The organism is Micromonospora sp. WMMC250 (assembly GCF_027460215.1).
GTDB classification, from domain to species: Bacteria; Actinomycetota; Actinomycetes; order Mycobacteriales; family Micromonosporaceae; genus Micromonospora; species Micromonospora taraxaci.
This window is the reverse complement of record NZ_JAPZBJ010000002.1, coordinates 3,411,941-3,426,211: the sequence shown is the minus strand read 5'-3', so window position 1 is coordinate 3,426,211 and position 14,271 is coordinate 3,411,941. Positions and strand designations below refer to the sequence as shown.

The window sequence follows — 14,271 nt, the reverse complement described above, 5'->3', positions numbered from 1 at the left end:
GAGGTGGACGCGTGACCGAGGCGCACATCGAGGCGGAGCTACCCCCGCCACTGCCGGAAGGCGGCCTGCGGATCATTCCGCTCGGCGGGCTCGGCGCCATCGGTCGGAACATGACCGTCTTCGAGTACGACGGCAAGTTGCTGATCGTCGACTGCGGGGTCCTGTTCCCCGACGTCGAGCAGCCGGGTGTGGACCTGATCCTGCCGGACTTCGGCCCGATCCTGGACCGGCTGGCCGACGTCCAGGCGATCGTGCTGACGCACGGCCACGAGGACCATATCGGCGCGGTGCCCTACCTGCTCGCCCACAAGCCCGACATCCCGCTGGTCGGCTCCCAGTTCACCCTCGCCCTGGTCGAGGCGAAGCTGGCCGAGCGGCGGATCCAGCCGTACACGTTGACCGTGCGGGAGGGGGGCCGCGAGCGGCTCGGCCCGTTCGAGTGCGAGTTCTTCGCCGTCAACCACTCGATCCCGGACGCCCTCGCCGTGGCGATCCGCACCCCCGCCGGCCTGGTGCTGCACACCGGCGACTTCAAGATGGACCAGCTTCCGTTGGACGGCCGGATCACCGACCTGGCCGGCTTCGCCCGGCTCGGTGCGGAGGGCGTGGACCTGCTGCTGTCCGACTCCACCAACGCGGAGATCCCCGGCTTCGTCACCCCGGAGCGGGAGATCGGGCCGGTGCTCGACTCGATCTTCGCGAAGGCGAAGGGCCGGATCATCGTGGCCTCGTTCGCCTCACACGTGCACCGGGTGCAGCAGGTCTTCGACTCCGCCGTCGAGCACGGCCGCAAGGTGGCGCTGATCGGCCGGTCCATGGTCCGCAACATGGGCATCGCCCGGGACCTCGGCCTGCTCAACATCCCGGCCGGCCTGGTCATCGGGATCGAGGAGGCAACCACCCTGCCTCCGGACCAGATCGTGCTGATGTCCACCGGTTCGCAGGGTGAGCCGATGAGTGCCCTGGGCCGGATGGCCAGCGGCGACCACCGGCACATCACCATCGCACCCGGCGACACCGTCGTGCTGGCGTCCTCGCTGGTACCCGGCAACGAGACCTCGGTCTACCGGGTGATCAACCGACTGGCTCGGGCCGGTGCGGTGGTCGTGCACAAGGACGTGGCGAAGGTGCACGTCTCCGGGCACGCCCCCGCCGGGGAGCTGCTCTACCTGCTCAACGTCGTCCGACCGAGCAACCTGATGCCCGTCCACGGCGAATGGCGTCACCTGCGGGCCCACGCCCGGCTCGGCATCGAGTCCGGGGTCGCCGCCGACCGCGTGGTGATCTGCGAAGACGGCGACGTGGTCGACCTCGTCGAGGGCCGCGCCAGCCTGGTCGGGCACGTGAAGAGCCGGTACGTCTACGTCGACGGCCTCGCCGTCGGCGACGTCAGCGAGTCACTGCTCACCGAACGGCGGATCCTCGGTGATGGCGGCTTCATCGCCACCACCGTCGTCGTCGACTCCGTCACCGGCAAGGTCGTCGCCGGTCCGACGCTCTCCGCGAAGGGCTTCTCCGAGGACCCGGAGGCGTTCAACCCGGTGATCCCGCTGGTCACCGAAGCCCTCAACCGGGCCGCGGCGGACGGCATCACCGACCCGCACCAGCTTCAGCAGATCGTCCGGCGGACGGTGGGCCGGTGGGTCAACGACGCGTACCGTCGTCGCCCCATGATCGTGCCGACAGTGGTCGAGGTCTGACAGATGTGAGCGGGCCGGTCACCGACATCCCCCGTGGATGTCGGTGACCGGCCTGCGGTCTGTTGCGGGTGCTTCGACTCAGCCCCGCGACAACCGGCGGCGCAGCACCAGCAGCCCGGCCCCGAGGGCCAGCATCACCGCGCCGACGAGGGCGTACGCGCCACCCGACGGCCCGGTTCGGGGCAGCTGCGCCGCGTCCGGGGTGGACGTGCTCGGGGTGGGGGTGGCAGCCGTGGCGCTCGGCTGGGCCGACGGGGTCGAGGTGTTGCCGGCACCGGACCCACCCGCGCCGCCCAGGCGGAGCGTCAACGTCGTGTCCCTGTTCGTGTAGCGCGTGGCGGGCGTGAGCGACAGCCGCACCGTCTTCTCGCCTCCGGTGACCGCCAGCCGTACGTCGAAGCTGTCGGTGGCGCCGTCGGCGAGGACGGCAGTACGCGGGATCTCGCAGCCCGCCCCGTTCGTCCGGCCACTGTCGGAACAGGCGGGCGCGGTCACCCGCACCCCGGTCGGGGTGGTGACGGCTAGCGAGTAACCGCCGATGTCGAAGCTGCCGGTGTTGGTCACCCGTACCCGTACCGTCGTCGTCCCGTCGACGACCGGGGCGGCGGTGGCTTGTAGCCGCAACGACGTGCGGTCCGGCCAGTTGATCCGGAACTCGGTGAACCCGTCGGTGACCCCGGCGGCGTTGCGGCCGGCGACCGAGCCCCACGCCTGCGCCCCGAAGACCGGCTCCGCAGCCGACGAGGCCACCGTCAGCCGGTACACCCGCTCACCTCCGGCGGGCAGCTCCGCGCCGCCGCAGAGCCAGTTGCGCGGGGTGCCGGTGACGGCCCGGCAGTCCCCGCCCGAGGTCAGGTCGACGTTGTCCGGGAGGCGGAGCACGAAGAAGCCCTTCGCCGCCGTGGTGCCCGAGTTCCGGACCGACACCTCCAACAGACCGGAGGGCGACCAGGGGTCCCCGCCGAGGAAGACGAGGTCGCCTCGCGCGGTGATCGTGGACACCGCTGTCTCGCTCGGCGACGCGGTCGGGCTCGCGGTCGGCGCGGCGGCGGCCGGCCCGGCGAGGACGGGCCCGAGGAGCACGGCAGCGGCGAGGAGAGCGGAGCTGAGCAGGCGGTTCATGACGACTCCCGGGGGTTCGCGGTCGGTGATGGCCGTAGCACACCTACGCCGCGCGTCCGGTTGCGTGCTGTCGGATGTCGCACAGTCGAGCCCCGGCCTGCAACCAACTGCCCCGTCCGCGACTCAGGGGAGAGCGGCGACCGCCTCGGCATAGGCGACGCCGGTGGCGACGGCGGCGTCCACCAGCACCGTGAGCTGCGCCGGAGCGACCCCGTGGGTGAGGTCGGTGGCCACGTCACCGGCCAGCACCAACTCCTCACCGAGGTCGTGCGCGTACGCCTTGGGGAGCAGCCGGTCGTGGTTCCACGCGTTGCAGAAGGCATACGCCTCGGCGCGGCGGGTCGCCGGCAGCCGCCGGGCGGCCATGGACCGGGCGTGCAGCACCTCGCCACGTTCGCCGGCCCGCCGGAACTGGATCACCACGGAACCCCAGCGGCCGACCACGGTGTCGCCCGACTCCACCAGGTACTGGTCGCCGCGCTCGTCCAGCACCCCAATGATCATGTCGAGGGTCAGCGCCATCAGCTCGTCGGGCCGGGTCTCCTCGGCGGACCCGCCGGTGTCCGGCTCGTCGTACCCGTCCGGCTCGTCGTCGGGGGGCAGCGGGACCGGTGCCGCGAGCGGACGCTCGGCGAGCCAGGCGGCCATCCGACCGGAGTGGTGGCCGGTGCCGTTGCGGGCGTCGAAGCTGCCGGCCAGGTCACTGGCCACCCCGACCAGCAGGGCGCCGAGTGTGGACACGTCCGGCGCGGTGGCGGGTCGTTCGCCGTACGCCGGGCGGGGCACGGTCCGTTCGCCCAGACCGGCCTCCTCGGCCAGCGCACAGACAAGTGCGCCGGCGGCGGCGAACTCCATCGCGGCGAGGTCGTCGGTGGGCCGGTCCAATCGGGGCAGCTGCTCGGTCAGGATGGTCAGCCCGCGTTCCAGGTGCCCGCCGAGCGCACAGAACCGCAGGTGCGCGGCGAGGTGGGGGAACGCGGCACGTTCGCGCCGGTGCCGGCGGTACGCCCGTACGTGTGCCGCCGCGGCCCGCTCCGGCTCGCCTCCGCGCAGCGCGGGTAGCAGGACGGCGACCAGGTCCCGTTCGGGTTGGTCGGTGCAGGCCGCCGGGTCACCGTCGGAATCGCGTAGCTCGTCGAGCGCGGTTCGCCACTCGCCCCAGCCGGTCAGCAGCTCCGCGCGTCGGGCGCAGGCGCAGCCCGGGCAGCCGCCGGACGGACCGGGCCGTTTGCCGGACCACCGCTCGTACCAGTGGCGGGCGGTGGGCTCGTCGCCCAGGTGGTCGGCGATCCGGCAGTGCAGCTCCGCGACGGTGGGCGTGTCCGGACCGTCCACACCGACCCGGTGGGCCAGGTCGTGCAGCAGGGACCGGGTCTGGTCCAACCCGACCCGGGGGGTGCCGAGCAGCGCCTCGACCGCGTACCGCTGGTAGCGCAGCAACAGCCCGGTCTCGACGTCGGTGAGCAGCCCGGGTCGGTGGTCGGCGGCGGCCCGACACCGTCGGACCGGCTCGACCAGGCGCCACCGTTCCCCGTCGAGCAGGTACGCCTCGATCAGCGCGAACCGGGCGTCCACACCGGAGCGGACGTCCCCGGCGGCGTCGGCCCGCTCGGCGAGCCGTTCCAGGGCCACCTGCCGGGGTGGACCGTCGGGCAGGTCCCGGGCGTCGGCGAGCGCGGCCTCCAACGCCGGTAGGCGACCCGGCGCGGGGCTGTCGTCCGCACCGGTGGGCGGTGTGCCGGGGCAATGGCCGGTGAACTCGTCCCTGCCGGTCACGACGGCACCGCACCGGGCAGTCGGCGGACCGCCACGGCGAGCTGGCAGCCGGTGGTGATGCCACAGTCGAGCAGTCGGTCGAGCTGGTGCGGGGTCACCCCGCGTTCCAGGTCGGTGATCACCTCGCCGTAGACGCGGGCCCGACCGTCGTCGTCGACGTGGGTGAACGCCTTGGGCCAGAGCCGGTCGTGGTTCCACGAGTTGCAGAAGGCGTACAGGGCGGGCACCTGCTCGATCCCGAACGTGGTGGTGACCATGGTGCGGACCTGGAGCAGCTCCCCGTCGTCGCCGAGCAGGAGGAACCAGATCAGGTTGTCGTCGAAGCGGCCCACCAGTTCGCCGTCCACGCTCAGGCCGACGGACCGGCCCCGGGCGGCGAGCACCGCGGCGACCAGTTCGCCGCTCAGTGGACGCAGCGCACCGGGGTGCCCGGCCAGCGGATCGTCCGGATCGCTCGCGATTTCCGGCGACGCCATGAGGGCATCCCTTCTGAGTCGGATATCACGACCGGCGGTGGGGCCCGTGTTGCGACGCGCGGACACGACCCGGAAAAGCGGGGATCTGCCCGGCCCCACCGTTACCGTGACTCTATGGCGGGCCGTACCTCTCAGGCGAGCCGGCGACGCGGCGCGTCGCCGCGCGGTGGCACCAACAGTCGTGCCCGTCAACCGGCCAAGAAGACCCGGGCGCCGGTCCGGCGTCGCACCACGCCGGCCCGGCCCGGGCCGGCCGTCTACGTGGGCCGCGCGGTCGGCGCACTGTGGATGGGTCTCGCGCACGGCATGGGTTGGGCGGTGCGGGCCGCCGGTCGACAGGCCGCCTCGGCCCGTGACCTCGACCCGGAGCACCGTCGCGACGGCGCCGGGCTGCTGCTGTTCGGTCTCGCCCTGCTCTCCGCCGTGGCGCTCTGGTTCTCCGGTGCCGGCCCGGTGGGCGCACGACTGGCCGACACGATCCGGCTGTTCCTGGGCGCGATCTCGGTGGTCGTGCCGGTGCTGCTGATGATCGGCGCGTGGCGGCTGATGCGTCAGCCGGCCGACCCGGAGCACCGGGGTCGCGGGCTGATCGGGTGGGGTTCGCTGCTGGTGTCGACCGCCGCGCTGCTCCAGATCGGTCAGGACCCGGTGGACACCGTGCAGCGGGACTACGCCGGAGGCCTGATCGGCGCCGGTGTGGGCGGGGTGCTGGAACGGGCGGTCACCGCCTGGGTCGCCGTACCCCTGCTGGTCCTGCTGTTGCTCTTCGGCCTGCTCGTGGTCACCGCGACGCCGATCAACAAGATCCCGGAGCGGCTGGGTCTGCTCGCCGGAGGGCTGGTCGCCGCCCCGGAGGAGGCCGAGGAGGCCGACGAGGAGGCGACGCGGCCCGCGCGCAGGCGGCCGGCGAAGCGGATGCCCCCGCCGATCGACCCGGACGACTTCGAGGACCTGGACGGCGCGGACCTCCAGGAGACCATGGTGCTGCCGCGCAAGTCGCCGGCGAAGGTGCCGGCGAGCCGCAAGCCGACGGTCGAGCCGCCGGAGCACTCGCCCGCGCCGACCCGCGCCGAGCAGCTCGCGTTGACGGGGCTGGCCGGGGACTACACCCTGCCGCCGGCCAACATGCTCAGCAGTGGCGCGGCGCCCAAGACCCGCAGCAAGGCCAACGACGAGGTGATCGCCGCACTGACCGGTGTGTTCGACCAGTTCGACGTGGACGCCGCCGTCACCGGCTTCACCCGGGGCCCGACCGTCACCCGCTACGAGGTGGAGTTGGGTCACGGCGTCAAGGTCGAACGCATCACCCAGCTGTCCCGCAACATCGCGTACGCGGTGAAGTCGCCGGACGTGCGGATCCTCAGCCCGATCCCGGGCAAGAGCGCGGTCGGCGTGGAGATCCCGAACACCGACCCGGAGAACGTCGCCCTCGGTGACGTGCTGCGCTCCCGGGCGGCGACCAGCGACCACCACCCGATGGTGGTGGCGCTCGGCAAGGACATCGAGGGCGGCTACGTGGTGGCCAACCTCGCCAAGATGCCGCACATCCTCATTGCCGGCGCCACCGGCGCGGGCAAGTCGAGCTGCCTCAACACCCTGCTGGTGTCGATCCTCACCCGGGCCACCCCGGACGAGGTGCGGCTGCTGCTGATCGACCCGAAGCGGGTCGAGATGACCGGCTACGAGGGGATCCCGCACCTGGTCACCCCGATCGTGACCAACGCGAAGAAGGCGGCCGACTCGCTGGACTGGGTGGTCCGCGAGATGGACATGCGCTACGACGACCTCGCCGCCAACGGGGTCCGGCACATCGACGACTTCAACCGGAAGGTCCGCAACGGCGAGATCAAGGCCCCGCCGGGCAGCGAACGGGAGATGCGCCCGTACCCGTACCTGCTGGTGATCGTGGACGAGTTGGCCGACCTGATGATGGTGGCCCCCCGCGACGTGGAGGACTCGGTCGTCCGGATCACCCAGCTGGCCCGGGCCGCCGGCATCCACCTGGTCCTGGCCACCCAGCGCCCCTCGGTCGACGTGGTGACCGGTCTGATCAAGGCGAACGTGCCGTCCCGGTTGGCGTTCGCCACCTCCTCGCTCGCGGACTCGCGGGTCATCCTCGACCAGCCGGGCGCGGAGAAGCTGCTCGGCCGTGGTGACGGGCTCTTCCTGCCGATGGGGGCCTCGAAGCCGGTCCGCATCCAGGGCGCCTGGGTCACCGAGCGCGAGATCACCGACGTGGTGAAGTTCTGCAAGGACCAGCGCGAGCCGGAGTTCCGCAAGGACGTGTTGGCACCGGCACAGGACAACAAGAAGAAGATCGACGAGGACATCGGCGACGACCTCGACCTGCTGGTGCAGGCGGTGGAGCTGGTGGTCACCTCGCAGTTCGGCTCGACCTCGATGCTCCAACGCAAGCTGCGGGTCGGTTTCGCGAAGGCCGGCCGCCTGATGGACCTGATGGAGACCCGCGGCGTGGTCGGGCCGTCCGAGGGGTCGAAGGCACGCGACGTGTTGGTCAAGCCGGACGAGCTGGACGAGGTCCTGGTCGGTCTCCGCGGCGACGGGGACTGACACCGGTCGACCCGGACACGCGACGGGCCCGCCGGTATCCGGCGGGCCCGTGTCGGAGCGTGTCAGTTGCTGATCAGGGCACCGATGATCACCAGGCTGATGATCGCGGCGACGACGCTGGCCGCGGCGGCGTACCAGCCCAGGGGCTTGTCGCCGAGCACCGCGCCGACGACGCCCGCGATGACGCCGAGCACGCCGAAGATGATCGGGTTGAGCAGCAGCGCGAGGACGGCGAAGACGAAGCCCACGATGGTGAGGATGCGGGCGGCGTTGCTGCGGGGGCGGGCGGTGCTCGGCATGTCGGTCATGTCGTCCTCCAAATGAGAGCCTGTCGTGACGGATCGATCACTACCCACTGTGGGTGGCCGCCACGCATGCCGACGGAATGCCTCAGTGGAAGATTTTCAACCCGATCACGCCCGCTACCACCAGCACGAGACAGAGGATCCGGGGCAGGTTCGCCGACTCACCGAGCGCCAGCATCCCGATCACTGCGGTGCCGACCGCACCGATGCCGACCCAGACCGCGTAGCCGGTGCCGACCGGGATCTCCCGGAGCGCGTACGCCAGCCCGGCCATGCTCAGGACCAGGGTCACCACGAAGATCACGGACGGGACCAACCGGCTGAGGCCGGCGCTGCGGTCCAGGGCGATCGCCCAGGCCGTCTCCAACATTCCCGAGATCACGAGTACGAGCCAGGCCATCGTTCACCTCACGGTAGGCGCCCGGGGCTGCCGGGCCGGGACGAGTCTTCATCTCACGCGGGGCGTCTTGGCCTGACCGGGTACGCCCACCACTCGTCCGGAGCGGCCCCGAGCTTCCGGGGCCACCGCTGCCGACGCTAGCACCGGCGTCCCGGGGGCGGGGTGGTGACGACCACCACCACGTGTTGACCTGTACCTGACTTCAACTTGCAGGATGGCAATCATGACCCTGCTCTACGCCGATCCTGAGGTCGCCGCCGCGCTGGACGCCGCCACCACGGTCGACGCCATGCGCGCCGCACTCCTGGCCGCGTACGAGGGACGTCTGATCGCCCCGCCCCGGACCGCCGCCCCGCTGGCCGGTGGGCGGATGGTGCTCACCGCCGGGCACCTGGTCGGCGAGTGGTACGGCTTCCGCTCGTACGACACCTTCGGCCACCCGGAGGGGGAGCAGTTGGTGGTGCTGCACGACGGCCGAAGCGGGGCGGTCCGGGCGGTGGCGGTGGGCGAGGAGCTGGGTTCTCGTCGTACCGGGGGTCTGGGAGGTGTCGCGATCGACGCGCTGGCCCGCCCGGACGCGGCGAGCCTCGGGGTGATCGGCTCCGGCCGGCAGGCCTGGACGCAGGTGTGGGCCGCCGCCGCGGTCCGCCCGTTGCGGGAGGTCGTCGTGTACAGCCGCTCCGCCGCCCGGAGGGACGCCTTCGCCGCCCGGGTCCGCGCCGAGCTGGGTGTGCCGGCCCGCGCGGTGACCACCCCGGGATCGGCAGTGGCCGGACGGGACGTCGTGGTGCTCGCGACCACCAGCCCGACCCCGGTGCTCCGCGCCGCCGACCTCAGCCCCGGCACGCACGTCAACGCGGTCGGCTTCAAGCAGCTCGACCGCAGCGAGTTCGGCACCGACCTGCTGGACGTCGCGGACGTGCTGGTCACCGACTCGCCGACCCAGGCGGCGGACTACCAGCCGCCGATGCTCGCGGCCACACCCCCGTACGCCGGGCGGTTGGGTGACCTGGGCGGCGTCCTGGCCGGCGTGTCCCCCGGCCGGACCACCGCGGACCAGGTCTCCGTCTTCTGCTCCACCGGCCTGGCCGGGACCGAGGTCTTCCTGCTCGACGCGCTGACCAGGGTGGGCGCCGCAGCCCGCTGACCGTCGACCGGCACCGCTGGCGGCGACGGCGGACCTGCCCAGTGACCGAGCACACCGACGTGGGTCGCGGCCCCGGCCGCCCGCGTGCGTGGGCCGCCCCGACTGGCCCGGTACCCTCGGATGGTGTCTGCCACCGCTCCTTCTCCTTCCGACAACGCCGAGGGCCGCCGCGTCGCCCTGCTGACCCTCGGCTGTGCCCGTAACGAGGTCGACTCGGAGGAGTTGGCCGCCCGCCTGCACGCCGACGGCTGGCAGGTGAGCACCGACGGTGAGGGCGCCGACGTGGTGGTCGTCAACACCTGCGGTTTCGTGGAGAAGGCCAAGCAGGATTCCATCCAGACCCTGCTCGCCGCCGCCGGCACCGGTGCCAAGGTCGTCGCGGCCGGCTGCATGGCCGAGCGGTACGGCCGGGAGCTCGCGGACAGCCTGCCCGAAGCCCAGGCGGTGTTGAGCTTCGACGACTACCCGGACATCGCCGCCCGGCTGAACGCCGTCGTCGCCGGTGAGCAGGTCACCGCGCACACCCCCCGGGACCGGCGTGAGCTGCTGCCGTTGACCCCGGTGAAGCGGCGCGACAGCGCGGTGTCCCTGCCCGGGCACGGCACCGTCACCCGCACCGCTGTCGACACCGACGAGCACACCCCGGCGCACCTGCGGCAGGTGCTGCGCCGCCGGCTGGACACCGGCCCGGTGGCCTCGCTGAAGCTCGCCAGCGGCTGCGACCGGCGGTGCGCCTTCTGTGCCATCCCGGCCTTCCGTGGGGCGTTCGTGTCGCGTACGCCGGACGAGCTGCTCGCCGAGGCGGAGTGGCTGGCCAAGACCGGCGTACGCGAGCTGGTGCTGGTCAGCGAGAACTCCACCTCGTACGGCAAGGACCTGGGTGACCCCCGCGCGCTGGAGAAGCTGCTGCCGCAGCTCGCCGCGGTGAGTGGCATCGTCCGGGTGCGGGCGAGTTACCTCCAGCCGGCCGAGACCCGCCCCGGGCTGGTCGAGGCGATCGCCAACACCCCGGGTGTGGCCGCGTACTTCGACCTGTCGTTCCAGCACTCCAGTGAGCCGGTGCTGCGCCGGATGCGGCGTTTCGGCTCCACCGACCGGTTCCTGGAGCTGTTGGCGGGTGCACGTGCGCTGGCCCCGGACGCGGGTGCCCGGAGCAACTTCATCGTCGGCTTCCCCGGCGAGACCCGCGCCGACGTCGACGAGCTGGTGCGGTTCCTGACCGAGGCCCGGCTCGACGCGATCGGCATGTTCGACTACAGCGACGAGGACGGCACCGAGGCCGCCGGGCTGCCCGGCAAGGTCTCCGCCGCGACGATCAAGCGCCGTTACGACCGGCTCAGCGCGCTCGCCGACGAGCTGTGCTCGCAGCGGGCCGAGGACCGGCTCGGCTCGACCGTCGAGGTGCTCGTCGACTCGATCACGGACGGCGTGGTGGAGGGGCGGGCGGCGCACCAGGCGCCGGAGGTCGACGGCTCGACCACCCTGGTCGCGCCGGCCGACGGCGGGGTCGACCTGGCCGCGCTGCGTCCCGGTGACCTGGTGCGCGCGACGGTGACCGGCACCGAAGGGGTGGACCTGCTCGCCGTGCCGGATGAGATGATCTCGGCGGCGCCCGGCGCGGCACGGTGACGGCGGGCCCGAGCGGAGCGGGGGAGCCACGTGGTGCGGTGCCGGGAACGCCGCGGCAGCCCGAGCGGAGCGCCGCGGTGACCGGGGCGACGGAGTCGACGCCCGGCCCGGCGGTGGCGGCCGTGGTGCCCGTCCTCAACGCGGCCAACGCGCTGACCGCCCTGCGGCTGGTCCTGGTGCCGGTCTTCGCCGCGTCGGTGATCGTGTCCGGGATGACCCACGCGGGCTGGCGGATGGCGGCCTGCCTGATCTTCGCGGTGGCCTCGGCGACGGACCTGGTGGACGGCTGGATCGCCCGGCGCTTCGGGTTGGTCACCTCGGTCGGCAAGGTGGCCGACCCGATCGCCGACAAGGCGCTCACCGGAGCGGCCCTGGTGCTGCTCTCCTGGTACGACCAACTGCCCTGGTGGGTGACCGCGGTGATCCTGGTCCGTGAGCTGGGCATCACCGGGCTGCGGTTCTGGGTGATCCGGCACGGCGTGATCGCCGCCAGCCGAGGCGGCAAGGTCAAGACGGCGCTCCAGATCCTCGCCATCGCGTGGTACCTCTGGCCGATGCCGGCCGCCCTCGCCGCCGTCGGCCCGTGGATCATGGGTGCCGCCGTGCTGGTCACGGTCGCCACCGGCTTCGACTACATCGCCCAGGCACTTCGCCTCCGTCGCCCTCGCTGACCCCCACCCCGTTCGCTCTGCGAGCCGGCGTTGCGTGTCGGCAGGTCAACCTCATGATCTACGCGTTCGGGCCGGCAGGGTTGGGGATCGGTCGGTGGGGAAGGATTGGTGCGTGGGAACGGACGGGTCGACGCAGCGAGACGCTGGTTTCGGACGCCACGAGGTCGGTGTCTCGGACGACGCGGTGGCGGGCACTGCGGCGGCGGCGGTGGTGCACCGGCTGGCGCAGCGACACGAGACCCTGGCCACCGTCGAGTCGCTCACCGGCGGTCTGCTGGCGGCCTCGATCGTGGACGTCGCCGGGGTGAGCGCGATCTACCGGGGTGGGCTCGTGGTCTACGCCACCGACCTGAAGGACAGCCTGGCCGGCGTACCCGCCGACCTGCTGTCCGAGCGGGGACCGGTGGACCCCGACGTGGCGGCGGCGCTGGCCGAGGGTGGGCGCGAGCGCTGCGGCGCGGACTGGGGGGTCGCCACCACCGGCGTCGCCGGCCCGGAACCCCAGGACGGCAAGCCCGTCGGTCTGGTCTACGTGGCGGTCGCCGGGACGAACGGCGCGGAGGTCCGCCAACTCGACCTCGACGGCGGCCGGGAGCACGTCCGCGTGACAGCGGTGATCGAGGCCCTCCGGCTGCTCGCCGAGCGGATCTACGACGCCGACGCCCGGGAAGCGCTCCCCGGCGCCCCGACCGCCGACCCCGACACCCCAGAAGTCGTACCCCCGACGGAAACCTCGCGGACCCCGACCGGGACCACCCCGGGCAGGGCGGGAACGGCCGGCGCCGGCCACCGCTGAGCCCCGCGCCGACGAACCGACGGGCGGGGCGGGATGTCGCCCGGGCTCGCAACGGGTACGGTTGCGGGAAGGCTCCGACGTTCGGGGTCGGCGCGGTCCCACCGCGACCGGCTGCCAGCGGCGAGCGCGAGGTATCCCTCAGGGGGAGGTGCGATGATCCTGCTACGCCGGGTGATCGGTGACGCACTGCGAGCGCGCCGTCAGGGGCAGCAGCGCACGCTGCGTGAGGTCTCCACCGCCGCCAACGTCAGCCTCGGCTACCTCTCCGAGATCGAGCGGGGGCACAAGGAGCCGTCCAGCGAGCTGCTCGCCGCGATCTGCGACGCCCTCGGCGCCCGCCTGTCCGAGCTGCTGCGCGAGGTGAGCGACACAGTGGCGCTCGCCGAGCAGATGCCGGGTGTGCTCGTCTCGATGCAGGAGGAGCCGGCCGACGCCGCAGCGGCCGCCAAGAGCACCAGCCGGGGCGTCCGTCAGGTCACCTCCGACGGCAAGGTCGCCGTGTCGGTCCGCCAGGACTCGCCGCTCAAGGCCACGCTGCGCAGCGCGCGCGTACGACCGACCGAGCGCGACCGGGACGTGGTCTGCGCGGCCTGACCCCATCCTTCCGGTTTGACCGTGGGCGGGTTGGCCCCGGCCGCGTAGGGTGGCCGGCAGGAGCTGCCGGTGCAGTCGACCAACGGTAAGGGTGCCTTCGTTGGCGTTCGACTGGGACGATGGAGACCGGCCGGTCGTGGTCGGCCTGTCCGACCCGACCGTGGTGGAGCGACGCGACTGAGGGGATACCGCGGAGATGGCGAACCCGTTCGTCAAGGGTTGGAACTATCTGATGGCGCTCTTCGGTGCCAAGATCGACGAGCACGCCGACCCCAAGGTGCAGATCCAGCAGGCCATCGAGGATGCCCAGCGGCAGCACCAGGCGCTGGTCCAGCAGGCCGCCGCCGTGATCGGCAACCAGCGTCAGCTGGAGATGAAGCTCTCCCGGCAGATGTCCGAGGTCGAGCGGTTGCAGGGCAACGCCCGGCAGGCCCTGGTGCTGTCCGACCAGGCCCGGGCCAAGGGTGACGAGGCCGAGGCGACGCGGTTCGAGCAGTCGGCGCAGACCCTGGCCACCCAGCTGGTCTCCGCCGAGCAGGCCACCGAGGACCTGAAGACCCTGCACGACCAGGCGCTGGGCGCCGCAGCCCAGGCCCGCCGGGCGGTCGAGAACAACTCGATGATCCTCCAGCAGAAGCTCGCCGAGCGCACCAAGCTGCTCAGCCAGCTGGAGCAGGCCAAGATGCAGGAGTCGGTGGCCCGTTCGCTGGAGTCGATGTCGTCGCTGACCGCGCCCACCAACACCCCGTCGCTGGACGAGGTGCGCGACCGCATCGAGCGGCGCTACGCCAACGCGATGGGTCGCGCCGAGCTGGCCGGCAACTCCGTCGAAGGCCGGATGTTGGAGATTCAGAAGGCCACCATCGACTCGGCGGGTTCCGCGAGACTGGAGCAGATCCGGTCCAGCATGGCGGGGGAGCAGCTCGGCGGCGCGTCGCAGCGACAGGCCGTGCCGCAGGCCGAGAAGGCCGGTCCGGCCAACGATCCGGCGGCCGCCGCCCGGCTGGACGAGCTGCGCGCCAGCATGGCTCGTGAGCGGGGCACCGGCGACCCGACCGCCGCCGGCTGAACGAGCGGACCGAGG

Annotated in this window: 12 protein-coding genes, 1 pseudogene and 1 riboswitch; of the genes and pseudogenes, 8 read left to right on the top strand and 5 right to left on the bottom strand. The window is 72.5% G+C overall.

All coding sequences use genetic code 11. The features are described from left to right. The first annotated feature begins 11 nt into the window (after positions 1-11). On the top strand, positions 12-1,700 hold the full coding sequence (locus O3438_RS15020) for a ribonuclease J (RefSeq protein ID WP_269680555.1): 1,689 nt from the start codon (positions 12-14) through the stop codon (positions 1,698-1,700). A gap of 78 nt (positions 1,701-1,778) precedes the next feature. On the opposite strand, the gene O3438_RS15015 is transcribed toward O3438_RS15020, so the two are convergent. The 3 genes from O3438_RS15015 to O3438_RS15005 all read right to left on the bottom strand — a co-directional run bounded on the left by O3438_RS15015 (position 1,779) and on the right by O3438_RS15005 (position 5,074). Continuing rightward, on the bottom strand, positions 1,779-2,822 hold the full coding sequence (locus O3438_RS15015; RefSeq protein ID WP_269680554.1) for an LPXTG cell wall anchor domain-containing protein: 1,044 nt from the start codon (positions 2,820-2,822) through the stop codon (positions 1,779-1,781). A gap of 123 nt (positions 2,823-2,945) precedes the next feature. After that, a complete protein-coding gene (locus O3438_RS15010; protein ID WP_442929606.1) occupies positions 2,946-4,598 on the bottom strand; it encodes a YbjN domain-containing protein in 1,653 nt (550 codons plus the stop codon). Next, positions 4,595-5,074, bottom strand: coding sequence for a YbjN domain-containing protein (locus O3438_RS15005; protein WP_269680553.1), 480 nt, complete (start codon positions 5,072-5,074; stop codon positions 4,595-4,597). The genes O3438_RS15010 and O3438_RS15005 overlap by 4 nt, the downstream gene beginning before the upstream one ends. Positions 5,075-5,188: 114 nt before the next feature. Between O3438_RS15005 and O3438_RS15000 the strand changes: the two genes are divergently transcribed. After that, positions 5,189-7,645 carry a DNA translocase FtsK gene (locus tag O3438_RS15000; protein ID WP_269680552.1) on the top strand — a complete coding sequence of 819 codons (2,457 nt, stop codon included), beginning with the start codon at positions 5,189-5,191 and terminating at the stop codon, positions 7,643-7,645. A 62-nt stretch (positions 7,646-7,707) separates the two neighbouring features. Here O3438_RS15000 and O3438_RS14995 read toward each other — a convergent pair whose 3' ends face one another. Together O3438_RS14995 and sugE are read right to left on the bottom strand one after the other, a co-directional pair. Beyond that, a complete protein-coding gene (locus O3438_RS14995) occupies positions 7,708-7,953 on the bottom strand; it encodes a hypothetical protein (protein ID WP_269680551.1) in 246 nt (81 codons plus the stop codon). A gap of 82 nt (positions 7,954-8,035) precedes the next feature. Continuing rightward, positions 8,036-8,350: a quaternary ammonium compound efflux SMR transporter SugE gene (gene sugE / locus O3438_RS14990; protein ID WP_269680550.1), complete on the bottom strand. Its 315-nt coding sequence runs from the start codon at positions 8,348-8,350 to the stop codon at positions 8,036-8,038. A 57-nt stretch (positions 8,351-8,407) separates the two neighbouring features. After that, positions 8,408-8,477, bottom strand: a riboswitch (guanidine-III (ykkC-III) riboswitch). A 96-nt stretch (positions 8,478-8,573) separates the two neighbouring features. Between sugE and O3438_RS14985 the strand changes: the two genes are divergently transcribed. The 6 genes and pseudogenes from O3438_RS14985 (at position 8,574) to O3438_RS14960 (ending at position 14,256) form a co-directional block, all read left to right on the top strand. Continuing rightward, positions 8,574-9,497: an ornithine cyclodeaminase family protein gene (locus tag O3438_RS14985; protein WP_269683650.1), complete on the top strand. Its 924-nt coding sequence runs from the start codon at positions 8,574-8,576 to the stop codon at positions 9,495-9,497. Positions 9,498-9,617: 120 nt separating this feature from the next. Beyond that, a complete protein-coding gene (gene rimO, locus O3438_RS14980; protein ID WP_145784980.1) occupies positions 9,618-11,126 on the top strand; it encodes a 30S ribosomal protein S12 methylthiotransferase RimO in 1,509 nt (502 codons plus the stop codon). A 77-nt stretch (positions 11,127-11,203) separates the two neighbouring features. Then, positions 11,204-11,797: a CDP-diacylglycerol--glycerol-3-phosphate 3-phosphatidyltransferase gene (pgsA, locus tag O3438_RS14975; protein ID WP_269680549.1), complete on the top strand. Its 594-nt coding sequence runs from the start codon at positions 11,204-11,206 to the stop codon at positions 11,795-11,797. Between the two features lie 184 nt (positions 11,798-11,981). Further along, a pseudogene (locus O3438_RS14970) lies at positions 11,982-12,479 on the top strand (CinA family protein); the annotation flags it as partial. A 267-nt stretch (positions 12,480-12,746) separates the two neighbouring features. Beyond that, positions 12,747-13,187, top strand: coding sequence for a helix-turn-helix domain-containing protein (locus O3438_RS14965; protein WP_269680548.1), 441 nt, complete (start codon positions 12,747-12,749; stop codon positions 13,185-13,187). Positions 13,188-13,383: 196 nt separating this feature from the next. Next, on the top strand, positions 13,384-14,256 hold the full coding sequence (locus tag O3438_RS14960; protein WP_145784976.1) for a PspA/IM30 family protein: 873 nt from the start codon (positions 13,384-13,386) through the stop codon (positions 14,254-14,256). Positions 14,257-14,271 lie beyond the last annotated feature (15 nt).

Bases quoted from the DNA above. Each gene is read 5' to 3' on its own strand.
- O3438_RS15015 (WP_269680554.1), bottom strand. From the start codon at position 2,822: ATGAACCGCCTGCTCAGCTCCGCTCTCCTCGCCGCTGCCGTGCTCCTC.
- O3438_RS15005 (WP_269680553.1), bottom strand. From the start codon at position 5,074: ATGGCGTCGCCGGAAATCGCGAGCGATCCGGACGATCCGCTGGCCGGG.
- O3438_RS15000 (WP_269680552.1), top strand. From the start codon at position 5,189: ATGGCGGGCCGTACCTCTCAGGCGAGCCGGCGACGCGGCGCGTCGCCG.
- O3438_RS14995 (WP_269680551.1), bottom strand. From the start codon at position 7,953: ATGACCGACATGCCGAGCACCGCCCGCCCCCGCAGCAACGCCGCCCGC.
- sugE (WP_269680550.1), bottom strand. From the start codon at position 8,350: ATGGCCTGGCTCGTACTCGTGATCTCGGGAATGTTGGAGACGGCCTGG.
- O3438_RS14985 (WP_269683650.1), top strand. From the start codon at position 8,574: ATGACCCTGCTCTACGCCGATCCTGAGGTCGCCGCCGCGCTGGACGCC.
- rimO (WP_145784980.1), top strand. From the start codon at position 9,618: ATGGTGTCTGCCACCGCTCCTTCTCCTTCCGACAACGCCGAGGGCCGC.
- O3438_RS14965 (WP_269680548.1), top strand. From the start codon at position 12,747: ATGATCCTGCTACGCCGGGTGATCGGTGACGCACTGCGAGCGCGCCGT.
- O3438_RS14960 (WP_145784976.1), top strand. From the start codon at position 13,384: ATGGCGAACCCGTTCGTCAAGGGTTGGAACTATCTGATGGCGCTCTTC.